The sequence below is a fragment of the Microcoleus sp. MON1_C5 genome (genome assembly GCF_036701875.1).
Taxonomy (GTDB): domain Bacteria; phylum Cyanobacteriota; class Cyanobacteriia; order Cyanobacteriales; family Microcoleaceae; genus Microcoleus.
This window is the reverse complement of record NZ_JAUBRN010000016.1, coordinates 19,181-34,503: the sequence shown is the minus strand read 5'-3', so window position 1 is coordinate 34,503 and position 15,323 is coordinate 19,181. Positions and strand designations below refer to the sequence as shown.

The following is a 15,323-nucleotide window of genomic DNA, read 5'->3' as shown; positions in this document are numbered from 1 at the left end:
CAAATTCACTTACTCGGAATTTCATCTGCGTTCATTTACGTTCATCTGCGGTTAAAAATCTCAATTCGGCTAAACTTATTAATAACCATAAAATGCTTTATTAAGCATAATGCAAAAACTACAAATAAGAGATATCAACCTCTGCTATCTAATCGATAACTTCGGCTTGCAGCGAGTTCGCAACAGTGAATATTTCCGAGAATGGCAAGAAAAATTGCCCGAAGTAACAGACTCAGAAAAACAATTGCTCGATCGCGTCCAAGACATATACTTCAACTTGGTAGACACCCCGCCTGTATGGGAAAATGCTGTCAATCTAACAATCATCAGCCCTATTTTGTTTATTGCCGGTCTGTATGAGTCTCCTTTTCAAGTCAAAGCCGAAAAGTCGATCGCCATTCAAGAGGAAGACGAAGGCAGAATCATCGAAGGCAGAATAGATATCCTAATTATGAAAGCAAACTTGTGGGTGACAGTAATTGAATCCAAACAACTTTCGTTTTCAAGTGACGAAGCACTTGCCCAACTCCTGACATATATGCTGGCAGATCCCAATCCTGAAACTCCTACTTTTGGAATGATTGCCACAGGTGCTAACTTCAATTTTGTCAAGTTAGTAAGAGGCGAAACTCCCCAGTATGCGCGATCGGCGGAATTGGTTATTTCCAATCCCGGCAATGAATTGTACCGGGTTTTGCAGATTTTAAAACGCCTGAGTCAACTTCCAGACTAGCAATAAAAGCCATTTTGAGTTATCTTTCAAAGCAGACAATATCTAATATCTCAAATTTCAAACTGGTGCGAGCATGGTAAATTACTGGATAGTCGGCGCTGTGGCAATAGCTTCTGTCTGCTGGGCAGAAATAATACGAGACTTTTATCACGTCGTGTCCCATTATTGGGCACCCCTGCAAAAGCTGCACACTTGGCATCACCGCGTTTTCCGCCCCAATTTGACCCCCGTCAGCGAGACAATTTACAAGCAAGCACACTGGCGTCACGACGTACCCGAAGCTGCGGCGATGATGGTTTTGGGCTTGTTGCTGTGGGTTGTAGCTTATTTTGGGCTGCCGGAATATCACTGGGGCGCAGCAGCGGGTTGTATTTATACTTTAGGCTTTTTGTTGAGCGCGATCGCCCGCGCGTGCGGCATCAAAGGTGCAGACGAATTAACCGACATCACCCACCAACCGGGAGACTTCCTTACTCCCCCTGGCAAGTGGTTAGTTAATAAACCTTATCACTGGCGGCATCACTTCGACAATCAAAATGCTTACTATTGCGGTACTTTCACCTTAATAGATAAACTTATGGGTACAGCACTTTCTCTCAAAGGCAAAACTGTAGCCGTCACCGGTGCATCGGGAACTTTAGGACGTTTGCTTCTCAAACACCTGCACAAAGCTGGTGCAAAAGTGATCGCCCTCTCCTCTGGAAATGAGGAAATTACTTTTGATGTAGACGGCGAAAATTTACCTGTAAAAACCGTAACTTGGCAAGCTGGCCAAGAGGCAGACTTAGCCCTATTGTTAGAAAAAATCGATATTCTCGTCATCAATCACGGGATTAACGTACAGCGAGAAAGAACAGGAGAGGCGATCGCCAACTCATACGAAATTAACACTTTTTCCGCGTGGCGGCTGATGGAACTCTTTTTCTTAACAGTCCGCACTAACGAAAACATCGCTTGCAAAGAAGTCTGGATCAACACTTCAGAAGCAGAAGTAATTCCCGCTGTCAGTCCCCTGTACGAACTCAGCAAGCGCGCCCTGGGAGATTTAGTCACCCTGCGGCGGCTAGACGCACCCTGCATCGTTCGCAAACTGATTTTAGGGCCGTTTAAAAGCAACTTAAACCCGATCGGCATCATGTCTCCCGACTGGGTAGCGCAGCAAGTTGTCAAACAAGCTAAAGCTGATGCCCGCAATATCATCGTCACAATTAATCCTTTGACTTTTATCGTTTTTCCAGTCAAAGAGTTTTTTGTTTCTCTCTACTTCCAAATTTTCAGCCGGAAAGCGATTTCAGAGATAAAGGAAGCTGCGGCATCTGAAAAATCTAGCGCGGAAGCAAAGATTAATTGACCAACTAAAACCGGGTTTCAGCAGGGGCGGCGGCTGTGACTGTCCGCCCTGCTGCTAAATTTCACAAAACTAAAGCCTTTGTCATATCGTCACGAGTAAGCTGACGCCCCCACTCCCACAGCCGCAAACCCGCTCTTCTGACTCATTGGGTCAAAACCGTTGGCGGGGAGTGGAATCGAGAGCTGTTTCGGGCCCCATTGCCAACAGGGTTATGCTTACTGATATAAATTATTAAGTATTTTTACTAACTACGGTCTCTCCTGAGTCACTTCTATCCGCAATAGCACTGTAAGTGCCAGTTGCGGGTGCTGAATATAGTTGTCAACTATGCTCGTTGCTTAGTTGATACGTCCAGGACTCATAAGTGTAATTTGATAGTGGTGGAATTGGTTGAGCGCGATCGTTAAATAGAACAAGCAGCACACCGCTCTCGATCGCCAAAAATAAACTTTTGTAAAGCTTCCCGAAAATCCCGGAACTTACTTTGGGAGAGACGTAATCAGTGAAATCACCGATCAGATAAAGACTTTTGATAACAAGTATCAATTGATCAACTCTTTTCACGCGTTGTGAGAAGAAGCAGGCAAAAGTTTGGCGATCGGGATCTTCAGGATGCGTCTTTCGATCGAATCTACCTTTTCAAAAGGAAAAACTAAAATGCCAAGATCGCTTGAAATCTTCGGCGATGGTCGCGTGTACGAAATAAAAGACGACCTAGCCGTTAAAGTCACGGAGACAAATGGGCAAGTAAAAGCCTTAATCGAGGCTTTAAAGTTCAGCGTAGCTAAAACATACAACATTAATCCTCCAGACGAACAACCGCCTGAAGTGGCAGAACGCAGAGGTTCAAAGCATATCAATGGAGAAGGCTTTAAGCTTCTCACTACGTTTGAAGGATGCGAGCTGACTGCTTATGATGATGGCGGTGGAGTTTGGACAATTGGTTACGGACACACTGGCGACGATGTTTTTCCAGGACTGACGATTAGCCAAACGCAAGCAGAAGAATTGCTGCGCCTAGATTTAGAAAAATTTGAATCTTTTGTTGAGGATGCCGTTGAAGTTCAGCTCAATGACAATCAGTTTTCTGCACTGGTTTGTTTCTGCTTCAATGTGGGTCCAGGAGGTTTTGGAGATTCAACTCTTCTGAGGCTTTTGAACCAGGGAAATTATCAAGGAGCAGCTAATCAGTTTCCTGTGTGGAATAAGGTAAATGGTCAACCTTGGCTAGGGCTGACACGCCGACGATTGGCTGAACGAGCACTCTTTTTGGGAAAACCCTGGCAGTCATTCTTAACCTATGAAGGAACAGGCGAAGAAGTAACAGGTGAAATAATCTCAGAAGCACCTCGCACCTTGAAACTCACCGCTCCTGTCATGCAAGGTGAGGATGTTCGTCAAGTGCAAGAAGCTTTGAAAACAGCAGGAATTAATCTCGAACCTGATGGATTTTTTGGCAATGATACTGACAAGGCAGTGAGGCAGTTTCAGCAGCAGAAAGGGCTAACGGCGGATGGTGTGGTAGGTGCCCAAACACGAAAAGAATTGGGACTATAACATCGATTGTGTAACCAAATTCAAACCGATAGGAGAAAACCATGACTGACTCAAGCGATCATCTCTTTAATCAACCTGTAATTGTCGAAGCCTGTGAAGAATTTGTCCAACGGGATATGTTGGGAGTTAGAGGCAGTTTCGCCGGATTGGTCCAAGATGCACCCATGTTTTCAACGGCGGTGGTCAATGGCTTATCCCAGCAGTTGATATATCAACTGCAACTGATGATGCCAGATGCCTTTGTCAGTTTTGATGACCTCAATGTACACTTGCTGGAGGCAGCCTTTCCCTATGTACAAGCCCCTGCAAAACAGGCACTTCAGAGAGCGATTCAAGATCGAGGTCAAACTATGCAGGTGAACTCTGCCTACCGCACGATCGCTCAGCAAATGCTGCTATACAACAATCGCAAAAACAATCCTAATCCTGTAGCTCCACCGGGAGCCAGCAACCACCAAACTGGGTTAGCGATCGACATTGAAGATGCAAGAGGCTGGGAAGTTTATTTGATGCGGTATGGCTGGAATCCATTACCAAGCGATCCACCTCACTTCAACTACGAAGGCGGCGGCACGATCGATCTTCGCAGCAAATCAATACTCGCATTTCAGCAGCTTTGGAATCAGAATCATCCTAATGAAAGGATTAGCGAAGATGGCGGTTTTGGTCCTCAAACCGAGAATGCACTTAATCTCTCTCCTGCTCCAGGGTTTCCTAAAGCGCCGTGGAATGACAAACCCAGAACGTTGCGCTTGGCGATGCCCCGAATGGAAGGCTCGGATGTACTCAAGCTTCAGGAAGGCTTGAAAAAAGCTGGGATTGTAGTTGGGGCTGATGGTGAATTTGGGCCAGCAACAGATAAAGCCGTCAAGGAATTTCAGCAGAAGAAGGGTTTGAAGGCAGACGGAATTGTCGCTGTCAAAACCCGCGAACAAATGGCTTGAAGTGTTCGCTATCGAATTAACCCAACCTTGAATGGTTCGACTCCGCTCACCAACCACTGAAGGATACGTTGCTGAATAGGCAGAGTTTTGTGAAAAGCTTGAACTGGCGGCTCCAGAACTCTGTCGTTCAGCAACTATTTAAATTATAAAAACACACCGGAGTAATGAATAAAAATGGGAAATCTACCTGAGACAACACCGAATATTTATGCCTTATTAATTGGCATTGATGGCTATAATCCGAATGGGTTGTACAAGGATCTTAAAGGATGCGTTCGTGACATCAATCTTGTAGCAGACTACCTTTTAAAGACGGTTAAAATTCCATCCGAACGGATTTTCAGGCTGACTTCTCCGAATCCTGAAGTTGCTCAAACGATCGCAACCAAAGACCCGGAACCAACTTATGCAAACATTGTGGCAAAGTTTGATGCCATTACAGAAATAGCTCAGCCGGGAGAGCAGGTTTACATTCACTATTCTGGACATGGAGGACGGACGACAACCATCTATCCAGAATTGAAGGGGAATGACCAACTAGATGAGGGAATTGTGCCAATAGATGTTGGCAACGAATCTGGGCGCTACCTGCGGGATGTGGAATTGGCTACACTGCTGAAGCGGATGACGGACAAAGGGTTAATTGTCACGCTTGTCTTGGATAGCTGCCACTCTGGAGAAGCAACTAGAGGCGACGATGTTGCAATTCGAGGTACTGGAGAAACCGATACAGCACCGCGAGACTCCGAAAGCTTGGTTGCCCAGCGACAAGAGCTGATCGAAAACTGGCACGCTCTGACTGATGGAATTCCTGCAAGTATTACCCCCGGGCACTGGCTTCCTCAACCTAGAGATTACGTGTTGCTAGCTGCTTGTCGTCCTAGCGAGTATGCCTACGAGTATGCGGTGAGCGGTAAGGAGCGGCATGGGGCGCTGACGTACTGGATGATCGATACGTTAACCAGTAGCCCTTCAGGATTGACATACAAAACATTACACGATCGCGTCAGTGCGAAAATTCAAAGCAAGTTCCCTCAGATGCCAATGCTGGTGGGGGAGAGCGATCGCTTTGTCTTGGGAGTGGAGCATGGCTCCTTACAATATTCTGTGAATGTGCTTGAGGTGATTGAGGAAGAGGTAACTGAGGCAGACTCACTAGCGACGAAAAAAGTCCCCAAGCAAGTCCGGCTGGATGCGGGGATGGAAAACGGTCTCAGTCCAGGTTATCGTTTCGCGATCTATGCGTTTGGCACAACAGATTTTACCCAGAAAAACAAGCAAGTGGCGATCGTTGAGATTGCAGGAGTCGGTGCTTCGGATGCTTGGGCAGATGTGATTGAGGTTCTGCGTCAGGACAAGATTGACCAAGGTTCTCAAGCAGTGATGCTGTCAGCCCCTGTCGAGTTGGTACGGGGAGTACGTCTTTTCAAAAAAGAGGTTGGTGAGAAAGACAATGAACTGCCTCAAGCTATTAAGAATCAGGAAGATACTGCATTGAAGGCAGTCGAGGCAGCATTGGCAGGAAATGGCTGGTTGAAGTTGGCGGATACACAACAGAAAGGAGATTATCAAGTTGCGGTTAATCTAAAAGGAGAGTATGAGATTTGTACTGGTACACCGATTGAAAACCTCACACCTGCGCTAAAGATTGATGACTCTGATGCTCCACAAAAAGTAGTGAAGCGATTAGAACACCTAGTAAAATATCAGGCGATTCAACAGTTGAGCAATCAATTTTCTGATTTGACGAGCAAACTAGAGGTGGAATTACTCACACAACCAAACTGGCGACCAGGGATGCCTAAAAAACCACAGCCATTTCCCGATAGGACTAATTTAGTTGTTCAATCTGGTGAGTACGCATTCTTACGAATTAAAAATACTTCCTCTCAAGTTTTGAATGTGGCCGTGCTGGATCTTGAACCAAATTGGGCGGTTTCCCGCATTCAACTCCAAATACCCGAAGCTATTTTTTATCCATTCAATCCTAATCAAGAAATGTTAATTCCGCTAGAAATCAAGCTACCTGCTACTTGGAAATTTTCCAAAGGAGCAGAAACGTTCAAAGTTTTTGCCACTGTCAGACCGAATGATTTTCGTTGGCTGGAATTGCCCTCACTTGAGCAAGAAATTCACACAAAATCAGCAAGACTTATTCGTGGAGATAATCCGCTGGGACAACTGATGGCTGCGGTTGGTGCTGATGTTGATACTCAACCAGAAATTCCCAGTTATCGTGCAACAGCGATTTTCGATCCGAGTGATGAGTGGACAACGAAGGAGATTCAAATCACACTAACGCGATAGGTGTTTTGTGAAGTACCTACACGCTCGCTAACGCTATAGGGCTATTCACCAGATTTTAACGGTTCAACTCCGCTCACCGACCACCGATTACTGCTTCTTTGCATAAGTTCTAGGTGGAGTTCTGCAATAGCTCTTAAATCATCATAGGAGGTTGCTTTGTATGTCAAAATTTGAACACAGTTATGCCCTAGTGATTGGCATTAACGATTACATCGAAGGTGGCATTTCTTCACTCGCAACTGCTGTCAGTGACGCGACAGAAATTGCCCACATTCTTGAAACCAAGCATGATTACACCGTTAATTTACTCGTCGATCGCGCAGCTAACCTCAGTCAGCTTCGGCAGGTGTTAGAGATAGAACTGCCGAAAAAAATTCAGCCGGGCGATCGCTTCCTCTTCTACTTCGCTGGACATGGGATTGCCCTCAACGGCGAGGATGGCCCCGAAGGCTATCTGGTTCCCCAAGATGCTCGCTTGGGCAATGTTAGCACTTACCTGCCCATGTCAGAGGTGAACAAAGCCTTGCTTCAGCTTCCCTGCCGTCATTTTTTGGGGATTCTCGACTGTTGTTTTGCGGGTGCTTTTCGCTGGTCGAGTCTACGCAAAGCGATTGCTGTTGAACTGGGTACACTCCACAAAGAAGGCTACGAGCGCTTCATTCAAGACCCCGCATGGCAAGTAGTCACCTCCGCTGCCTACGATCAATCTGCATGGGATGCCTTTGATCTGAAAGACGATCGCGGACACCTTGGAAGCCACTCACCGTTTGCCTGTGCTTTGATAGAAGCACTTGAGGGTAAAGCCGATGCCTTTCCACCAGCCGAACCAGGTAAGCCTGCAGGGGATGGGGTGATGACGGCAACTGATCTCTATGTGTATTTGCGCGATCGCGTTGAAGTTGCCACAGAGGCTCGTGCCATCCGCCAAACACCTGGTATCTATCCCCTCAAGAAACACGACAAAGGCGAGTACATTTTCCTGACACCAGGACACGCCCTGAATCTACCTCCCGCTCCCCCGTTGGATACTTCCAAAAATCCCTATCGTGGCTTGTTACCGTTCGAGGAAAAACACAGCGACCTGTTCTTTGGCAGAAATGCCTTAACGCAAAAGCTCTACGAGTTTGTCACGTCTCATTCGCTAACAGTCGTGTTGGGTGCATCTGGTTCGGGTAAATCCAGTCTGGTAAAAGCCGGACTTATCTCTAAACTACGACAATGTAAGGATGGCAACCCTTGGTTGATCCTGCCCCCTTTCCGACCAGGGGAGTATCCCTTCCAAGCTTTAAATAATCTACTGGCATCGGTCAATCTGCCTACGAGCGCGACTCCCAATGAAGCAGCATCTTCTGGTTTACTCACCCCAGCACGAAGCCTTGCAAATTGGTTCAAGGAGCATCCTCAAGCAAACCTACTGCTGGTTGTCGATCAATTTGAGGAATTAATTACACTCTGCCTTAATGACCAAGAACGGCAACAGTTTTTAGAGGCGTTGGCCGGGGCGATCGCCACTCATCCCAATCAACTACATCTCATACTGACACTGCGTTCTGCTTTTGAGCCGCAGTTTCGCAACACGGTTCTAGAGAAGAATTGGCTAGCTGCTCGATTTATCGTCCCTGCGATGACGCGGGAAGAACTACGACAGGCGATCGAAGAACCTGCCTCAGCAAGGGTGATGTATTTTGACCCCCATGAGTTAGTAGAGCAGTTAATTGACGAAGTGGCAAATATGCCTGGAGCATTGCCTCTATTGTCCTTTGCCTTGAGCGAACTTTATCTGAAATATTTGAAGCGGCAGGATGATGCTAAGAACCGAAGAGAAACTATTGATCGCGCTATTACTCAGACAGATTATGAGGATTTGGGAGGGGTGACGCGATCGCTCACTCAACGAGCCGATCGAGAATATGAGGCACTGATCGAGCAAGATTCAGCATACGCTCAAACCATTCGGAATGTAATGCTGCGTATGGTCGCTGTGGGAGGTGAACTAGCGCAGAGGCGAGTTCCGCTGTCAGAACTGGAATATCCAGAACCAGAAAACGGGCGAATTAAAACTGTCATCAAACATTTTGAAGATGCACGACTCCTGACTTTTGGCAATGATAGCGAAGGGCAGCCTTATCAAGAACCAGCCCATGAGGCTTTAGTGCGAGGATGGCAGAAACTACTGGAATGGAAGAAACAAGAGCTGACGAATGTGTTAGTTCAACGAGAACTGACTCCAACAGCTAACCAGTGGGCAAGTAGCAGTAAAAATGCTAGTTTTCAGGGATTACTGTGGAATAATGATCCCCGTTTACCGCTAGCCATGAAATTGTTGTGTGGTTCAGCTTACAAAGATACTTGGTTGAATTTTTTTAAATGGATGTGTGGAGATAATTTCTGGAAATCGCAATCCAATGATTTCTGGCTGAATTCCAACGAAGCCAAATTTGTTACAGATAGTTTCGATAAAAAATACACAAAACGCAGAAATGATGTCTCTCTTACATCGGGTATATTTATATATCTGTTGGTATTGAATATTTTAACTCAAAACAATGCAAATAAGGCTGAGAAAAGGAGAATTAATGCTGACATTACAAATTTGAGCTTATCGACAAAAAGCTATCTTAATCCAGAGGAACAGCCCGAAGCTATGATAGATGCCATTCGAGCCGGACGACTGATAAGAGATAACGAGGGAAGAATTGATTCAGATGCTCGCATACAAGCCATAACCGCTCTACAGTCTGTTACTTATAATCTCAAACCTAATCAGGCTAATTTTAGACAGCGAAATCGTCTTGAAACTCCTGTTGGACAAGTCAGTTCTAAAGCAAGAACAGTGACATTTAGCAAAGATAGTCTAATAGCAACCGCTTACGGAGACGGGACGATTAAGCTATGGCAATCCGATGGAACTCTGCGTTTAAGTATTAAGGCTCATGACAAAGCAGCCAGAAGTGTCAGTTTTAGTCCAGACAGTCAAACTTTTGTTTCCACTGGCGACGATTTTACCGTGAAACTTTGGAAACATGATGGTAGGTTACTCAGGACTTTAGGAAAACACAATGGGTCTGTTCCCAGTGTTAGCTTCAGTCCTAGTGGCAAAATTATCGCATCAGGAGGTGCTGATGGCACCATAAAACTGTGGACTTCAGAGGGGAATTTAATCAAAACAATTGAAAAAGCGCATCTTCCTTATGTGCAAAGTGTCGAATTCAGTCCTGATGGATTATTACTTGCTTCAGCAGGCAATGATGGCATGGTGAAACTGTGGACTTCAGAAGGAAAGCTGCTCAAAAGCTTCCGACATGGTTATATTGTCTTGGATGTCAGCTTTAGTCGAGATGGAAAAGTTATTGCTTCAGCAGGAGAAGATAAAAATATTAAAATTTGGAGTCGTGATGGAACATTACTGAAAACTTTCACAGCACCTAATAGTTCTACTAGCCATTTCAATAGTGTGAGAAATGTCAGTTTTAGCTCTGACGGAAAAATTGCCTCAGCGAGTACCGATCATACTGTCAGGATTTGGAAGCTTGATGGTACGCTTTTGCAAACACTTAAAGCTGATAGTTTTTATGTGTGGGATGTGAGTTTTAGTCCTGATGGCCAAACACTTGCCTCAGCAGGAAACGATGGCGCAGTGAAGCTCTGGAGCGATAATCAAACAACTTTTCAGCGACTTAGTAGTGCAACAGGAGGAGCAGCTAGCTTTAGTCCCAACAGTCAGCTTCTTGCTTACAGTACACCATTCAATGAAATTAATGTTGTGAATGTTCAGTATCCAGAAACTCTCTCTTCTCTTCAAGGAGATAGTGCTGAAATTAGCGAAGTTAGCTTTAGCGGTGATGGACAGATGATTGCTTCATCGAGCTGGGGTGACACTGTAAACCTTTGGTCACTGGATGAAACATCAACAAAAATCTTAACAAGTCAAATAATTCAAGATAAAGATTACCCTCCTCTTTCTAATGTGTTTTCAAGTGTGAAATTTAGTCCTGATGGTCAACTTATTGCGGCTGGAAATTGGGACGGAAGAGTCAGGTTTTGGACACTCAATGGTCAAGAGATTAGACCTTTTGAAACCAATCAACCCGCCGTCTCAGAAATAAGCTTTAGTCCTGATGGACAGTTAATTGCAATCGGAACTTGGGAGCCATTTCTTTCATTTCACGGTACAGTAGTTCTAGGCAAGGTTGATAATAATCAAATTACCCTGTATAAAACTCTTATAGGACATGGCGATAGAGTTACAGGGATAAATTTTAGCCCTGATGGAAAAATAATAGCCTCCGCTAGTCACGATAGTACCATTCGATTATGGTCAAGGGATGGTTCTCCTTTAAAAACTCTAAGAGGACATACAAATTCCGTTATCAGTTTCAGTTTTCATCCCGATCCAACAATTAGAATACTAGCCTCAGCAAGTAGCGATCGTACTGTCAAGCTTTGGAATATTGACACAGGTAGGGAAATTGCAACATTAAAAGGACACGCTGACAAAATTGGCAATTCACTTCAGTACGTTGTTCGCTTCAGTGCTGACGGGAATTTACGGGCTGCGACTGGTAATGACAAGACCATTGTCCTTTGGGATTTCAATTTGAATAACTTACTTGAGTTAGCTTGTAGCTGGTCAGGAGATTACATCAGAACCAACTCTAATGTAAGTAAAGATGATAAGAAACTATGTCCGCGAACAGCCGATCGGTAAGCATTCATATTTTCAGCCAATGGGTAATTAGCTCAATGATATCAATTCCGGTTGCACTCATACATGATATAGAGGACACGGCAATGCCGTGTCCCTACCGAAAATAATATTGTAGGGACACGGCACTGCCGTGTCCTAATTTTGGCTAATAATTCCGATGCTACCGGAAACGATATGATTTACTAAATGCAGTGGGATAGTAACATAACGAACTTCGATCGCAATCTAGCAGTCGTCATCGGCATCGCTCGCTAAAACAGTAAGGTTATCCATGAGCTGAAAACAGCCTTTAGCGATACTAGCACTATCGCCTCCTCACAGAGTTTGTGTTACTCATGTTTGTATAAAGCTAAAGCTCAGCTTGCAGGTTTTACCAAACTTTTCTCCCAAGTCTCGCAAATGCCAGTAGCCACGTATTTGGAAACTTTTTTGATAATTAGAGTTGCCAGGAGAGTAGCAACAGCAGGAGCTAACCCAACTCCACTGACTAAAACAGGAGCCAACATCCCAGCCGCTTTGGTATAGTTCTGATTTATTGTTTCATCTAAAATCTTCTGAGTCTCTGCATCGTCTCCGAGGGGTTTGCACATCAGCTCGTAAGTTAAAGGGTTGACGCGATCGACAAGCTGCCGACCAGCATTTAAAAATCTTGGATCGATCGATGCTCTAGCCGCAACGTTCACATCAATAGATTCCAAGGAAGCTGGGTCTATCCCTCTTGCTCCACGTCCAGCAACATCATCCCCTATGGCTTGTACGCGAGAGCCTAGCTGAGCTTCCAATACATCATCATCCAGCTCCCACAAACTTTCCACAATGGCTTCAAATTCTGTCATTTCTACTTATCTCCAGGGTTTAGTTAACAAGACTGTTACTGATTATTCTGGGAATATACAAAAATCTCCGGAAACCAATCAAGGTAGTTTAATCCAAATATAGTAATCTCTCACAAATCTCAACTATTCTTATCATTTTTTGATTGAGCAATTATCTCTCTGGAGATGAGCCGTGTTCGCGACTAATATCATTCCGGCGGTGCCGGAATGATATTACTTAACAAAACAAGTCGGGGTAGCGCGCGAGAGCGTTTTACGTTTAATTAGAACGACCTACTTAATTACTAACCTCAGCCATTTCAATCACGCGGCCGTCGTAATCCTTGACTAAAAAATTCAGCGGCTTTTCCCGGCGAATTTTATAACTAATCCCGCGAGTTTGTACCCTCATCAATAGCTGATCCAAACACTCGCGATCGAAACAAACGTGACGCTGGCGATTTTTTTCCCCTGCACCGGCGCCGCTAATAATGTGCAGTTGGGTATTTTTCATCAACTGATACCACAAACCATCCGGACTCCCCATCGTTTGAGAGCTCGTTGCCCTCCCGACATTCGGCGACAAATACAGCGGATCGATGCCAGTGGTGCCCAAAGTTTGCTCGTAATTGTAGTAGTAGTGCAGCGGCACTTCTGCTACGGGCAGGTTTAGCATACCTTCATAGAACTCCCTCGCTTGTCCGAGATCCGATACCATCACCGTGTGTACCTTCGGAGCACTGGTGAGAAACATCCACATCGCCCCCGCATAGGCGGCCAGCAGCATTACCATAATCCCTTGAGTCGAAAACAAGCTGTCCAGGGGCAGGGACGGCAAGAAAGAGCTCAAGTACAAAGGCCGAAGTCCAAAAGCAATAAAACTAACTGCTAGAGTCATGAATTATAAGAAAGGGTAAACAACGAAATTTATCAAGATTGCAGTCGCGATCGCCCGCGAGACTTAAACTATTAGCTTAGCCATCTATGTTAGCAAAAACTAGCGGTTAAGCCCTACCCGATGAAAGTCTTTGTATACGGCACACTCAAACCGGGCGAGTCCAACTACCTCCGCTACTGCGAAGGAAAAGTTGTGGATGCTTGCCCCGCGATCGCCCGGGGTCAACTTTTTGCCCTGCCGATCGGCTATCCTGCGATGATGGCCGGAGATGGCACAGTCTGCGGTTTTCTCCTCTGTTTCGCAAACTCGGCTATTTTGGACGATTTAGACCGATTGGAAGACTATCATCCGCTGCGGGAACCGACACAAAACGAATATCAGCGACAGGAAATCGAAATCTTCGATCGACAGCTCAAACCTTTAGGCACGGCTTGGGCTTACTTCATGTTACCCGATCCCGTTCGTTCCCTAGGAGGCATCTGGCTGCCCCACGGCAGGTGGGAAAATAGGTTTTTCACCAAATAAGGTGGTTAATGCCGATGAGCTTAGGAAATTGCCATTGCCGTGCGATCCTCTTCGAGGGCTTCGCTAACGGGCGGCTCGAACCTGTAACCGTAACCCCGAATAGTTTTAATAAACTGCGATCCAGTAGCATCAACTTCAATCATTTTCTTGCGAATCTGACCGATATGTACGCTAACAACTTTCTCTTCTCCTGTATCGTCGCAGTTCCACCCCAAAATTTTTTCGATTAGCTGTTGGCGACTCCAAGATTGACCAGAATGACTTGCCAAAAAATACAATATATTAAATTCCAAGGCTGTTAACTTGATAATGCGATGGTTGAGTGTTGCTTCCCGGCGCGCTGAATCGATCGCGAATCCATCGAATACAATACGTGATGGATTCACAGGCCTCATGCGTCTCAACACAACTTCTATACGAATTGCCAACTCGGCCAAACCAAAGGGTTTGCAGATATAGTCATCAGCACCGGCGGACAGGACTTTAATTTTATCCGCTTCGTCTGTACGGCTGCTTAGCATTACCACAAAAACATCAGTACGGCGCTGCATTTCGTGGCAGAGGTGATAGCCTGTAGTATCCGGCAAATTCCAATCAAGAATTACTAGCACTGGCTTTAATTTGTCCAACAATTCTAAAGCCGTATTGCCATCTGCTGCCGAATCTACTTGATATTTCTGATTTTAAAAGCGATGAACTAGATTGCGGATGGCTGCGTCATCATCCACAACGAGAATCTTGGGAGTAGTATCAGTAGTCATCACAAAAAAGTTTCTTTTTATTGTCAATTTAAAGCTGGCAACTACAGAACAGCTTTAGTGAAGCGTCAATCCCACATAGTTCCAACTAATACAGATTTTTTTGGTGCAATTCTTCTTTCAACTTCGCTTGAATGTCAAAAGGCTCTCCCCAATCCCAAATTTTTACTTCTAGGTGTTCGTTAAATACCCTTATTTCAAGCTCTATCGGAGTTTCTAATGGCAGATTTTTGTGAGCGTGGCGAACAGCATTCGTAAACCCTTCAATCACAGCAAGTTTACACTGATGCAAAACGGCTAGGGGAATTGGTAGAGGATCTAACTGTTCAACCCACGATAAAACTTGAGCAACCGCCTTGATATCAGTATTTACTTGAAGGATAAATTTTTGAACTTGCTGGTTATAACTTGGCTCCGGTGGGCGATTTCGTTGCTTTTGAAACCTGAAATTAAAGCTGTTTAAAACATCGATCGCGCGCTTAAAAAAGCCATCTTGACTGCTGTGTTGGGATGGTAGTAGACCAGGCTGCTGATAATATTTTACAATGAACAGACAGTTTCGACTGTCAGAAGTGCGGGTATAACTTAGCTCATCGGCAATTTTGCCAATAATTTTTATACCTATCCCACCTGACGGAATTTCATCTATGTTATCTCTCATGGTGCTATCCTTTGTCATCATTTAATGTGTACTTTTTTACCTAAAAAAGAGAGTGACATTCTAAAC

General features: G+C 45.0%; 11 protein-coding genes and 1 pseudogene. 7 read left to right on the top strand and 5 right to left on the bottom strand.

Annotated elements, in window-relative coordinates; translation table 11 throughout:
• The first annotated feature begins 109 nt into the window (after positions 1-109).
• From QUA71_RS10545 to QUA71_RS10520, 6 genes are all read left to right on the top strand, one after another.
• Complete coding sequence (locus QUA71_RS10545; protein ID WP_333284677.1) at positions 110-733, top strand: restriction endonuclease subunit R; 624 nt, start codon at positions 110-112, stop codon at positions 731-733.
• A 73-nt stretch (positions 734-806) separates the two neighbouring features.
• Positions 807-2,084: a bifunctional sterol desaturase/short chain dehydrogenase gene (locus QUA71_RS10540; RefSeq protein WP_333284675.1), complete on the top strand. Its 1,278-nt coding sequence runs from the start codon at positions 807-809 to the stop codon at positions 2,082-2,084.
• Between the two features lie 657 nt (positions 2,085-2,741).
• Positions 2,742-3,641 (top strand): glycoside hydrolase family protein, encoded by a 900-nt coding sequence (locus QUA71_RS10535; RefSeq protein ID WP_333284673.1) that lies wholly within the window; start codon positions 2,742-2,744, stop codon positions 3,639-3,641.
• A 41-nt stretch (positions 3,642-3,682) separates the two neighbouring features.
• Entirely contained in the window at positions 3,683-4,585 is a 903-nt protein-coding gene (locus QUA71_RS10530) for a peptidoglycan-binding protein (protein ID WP_333284671.1), read from the top strand.
• 174 nt (positions 4,586-4,759) lie between these two features.
• Positions 4,760-6,892, top strand: a complete 2,133-nt coding sequence (locus tag QUA71_RS10525) for a caspase family protein (protein ID WP_333284669.1) — start codon at positions 4,760-4,762, stop codon at positions 6,890-6,892.
• Between the two features lie 160 nt (positions 6,893-7,052).
• Positions 7,053-11,600, top strand: coding sequence for an nSTAND1 domain-containing NTPase (locus QUA71_RS10520; protein ID WP_333284667.1), 4,548 nt, complete (start codon positions 7,053-7,055; stop codon positions 11,598-11,600).
• A gap of 356 nt (positions 11,601-11,956) precedes the next feature.
• On the opposite strand, the gene QUA71_RS10515 is transcribed toward QUA71_RS10520, so the two are convergent.
• Complete coding sequence (locus QUA71_RS10515) at positions 11,957-12,436, bottom strand: hypothetical protein (RefSeq protein ID WP_333284665.1); 480 nt, start codon at positions 12,434-12,436, stop codon at positions 11,957-11,959.
• A gap of 277 nt (positions 12,437-12,713) precedes the next feature.
• Positions 12,714-13,313 (bottom strand): glyoxalase-like domain protein, encoded by a 600-nt coding sequence (locus tag QUA71_RS10510; protein ID WP_333202074.1) that lies wholly within the window; start codon positions 13,311-13,313, stop codon positions 12,714-12,716.
• 120 nt (positions 13,314-13,433) lie between these two features.
• On the opposite strand from QUA71_RS10510, the gene QUA71_RS10505 reads away from it, so the two are divergent.
• Complete coding sequence (locus QUA71_RS10505; protein ID WP_333284663.1) at positions 13,434-13,838, top strand: gamma-glutamylcyclotransferase; 405 nt, start codon at positions 13,434-13,436, stop codon at positions 13,836-13,838.
• Between the two features lie 20 nt (positions 13,839-13,858).
• On the opposite strand, the gene QUA71_RS10500 is transcribed toward QUA71_RS10505, so the two are convergent.
• The 3 genes and pseudogenes from QUA71_RS10500 to QUA71_RS10490 all read right to left on the bottom strand — a co-directional run bounded on the left by QUA71_RS10500 (position 13,859) and on the right by QUA71_RS10490 (position 15,257).
• Positions 13,859-14,233: a response regulator transcription factor gene (locus QUA71_RS10500; protein WP_333284769.1), complete on the bottom strand. Its 375-nt coding sequence runs from the start codon at positions 14,231-14,233 to the stop codon at positions 13,859-13,861.
• Positions 14,234-14,263: 30 nt separating this feature from the next.
• Positions 14,264-14,506: pseudogene (locus tag QUA71_RS10495) on the bottom strand (response regulator); the annotation flags it as partial.
• Positions 14,507-14,684: 178 nt separating this feature from the next.
• Positions 14,685-15,257 (bottom strand): ATP-binding protein, encoded by a 573-nt coding sequence (locus QUA71_RS10490; RefSeq protein WP_333284661.1) that lies wholly within the window; start codon positions 15,255-15,257, stop codon positions 14,685-14,687.
• Positions 15,258-15,323 lie beyond the last annotated feature (66 nt).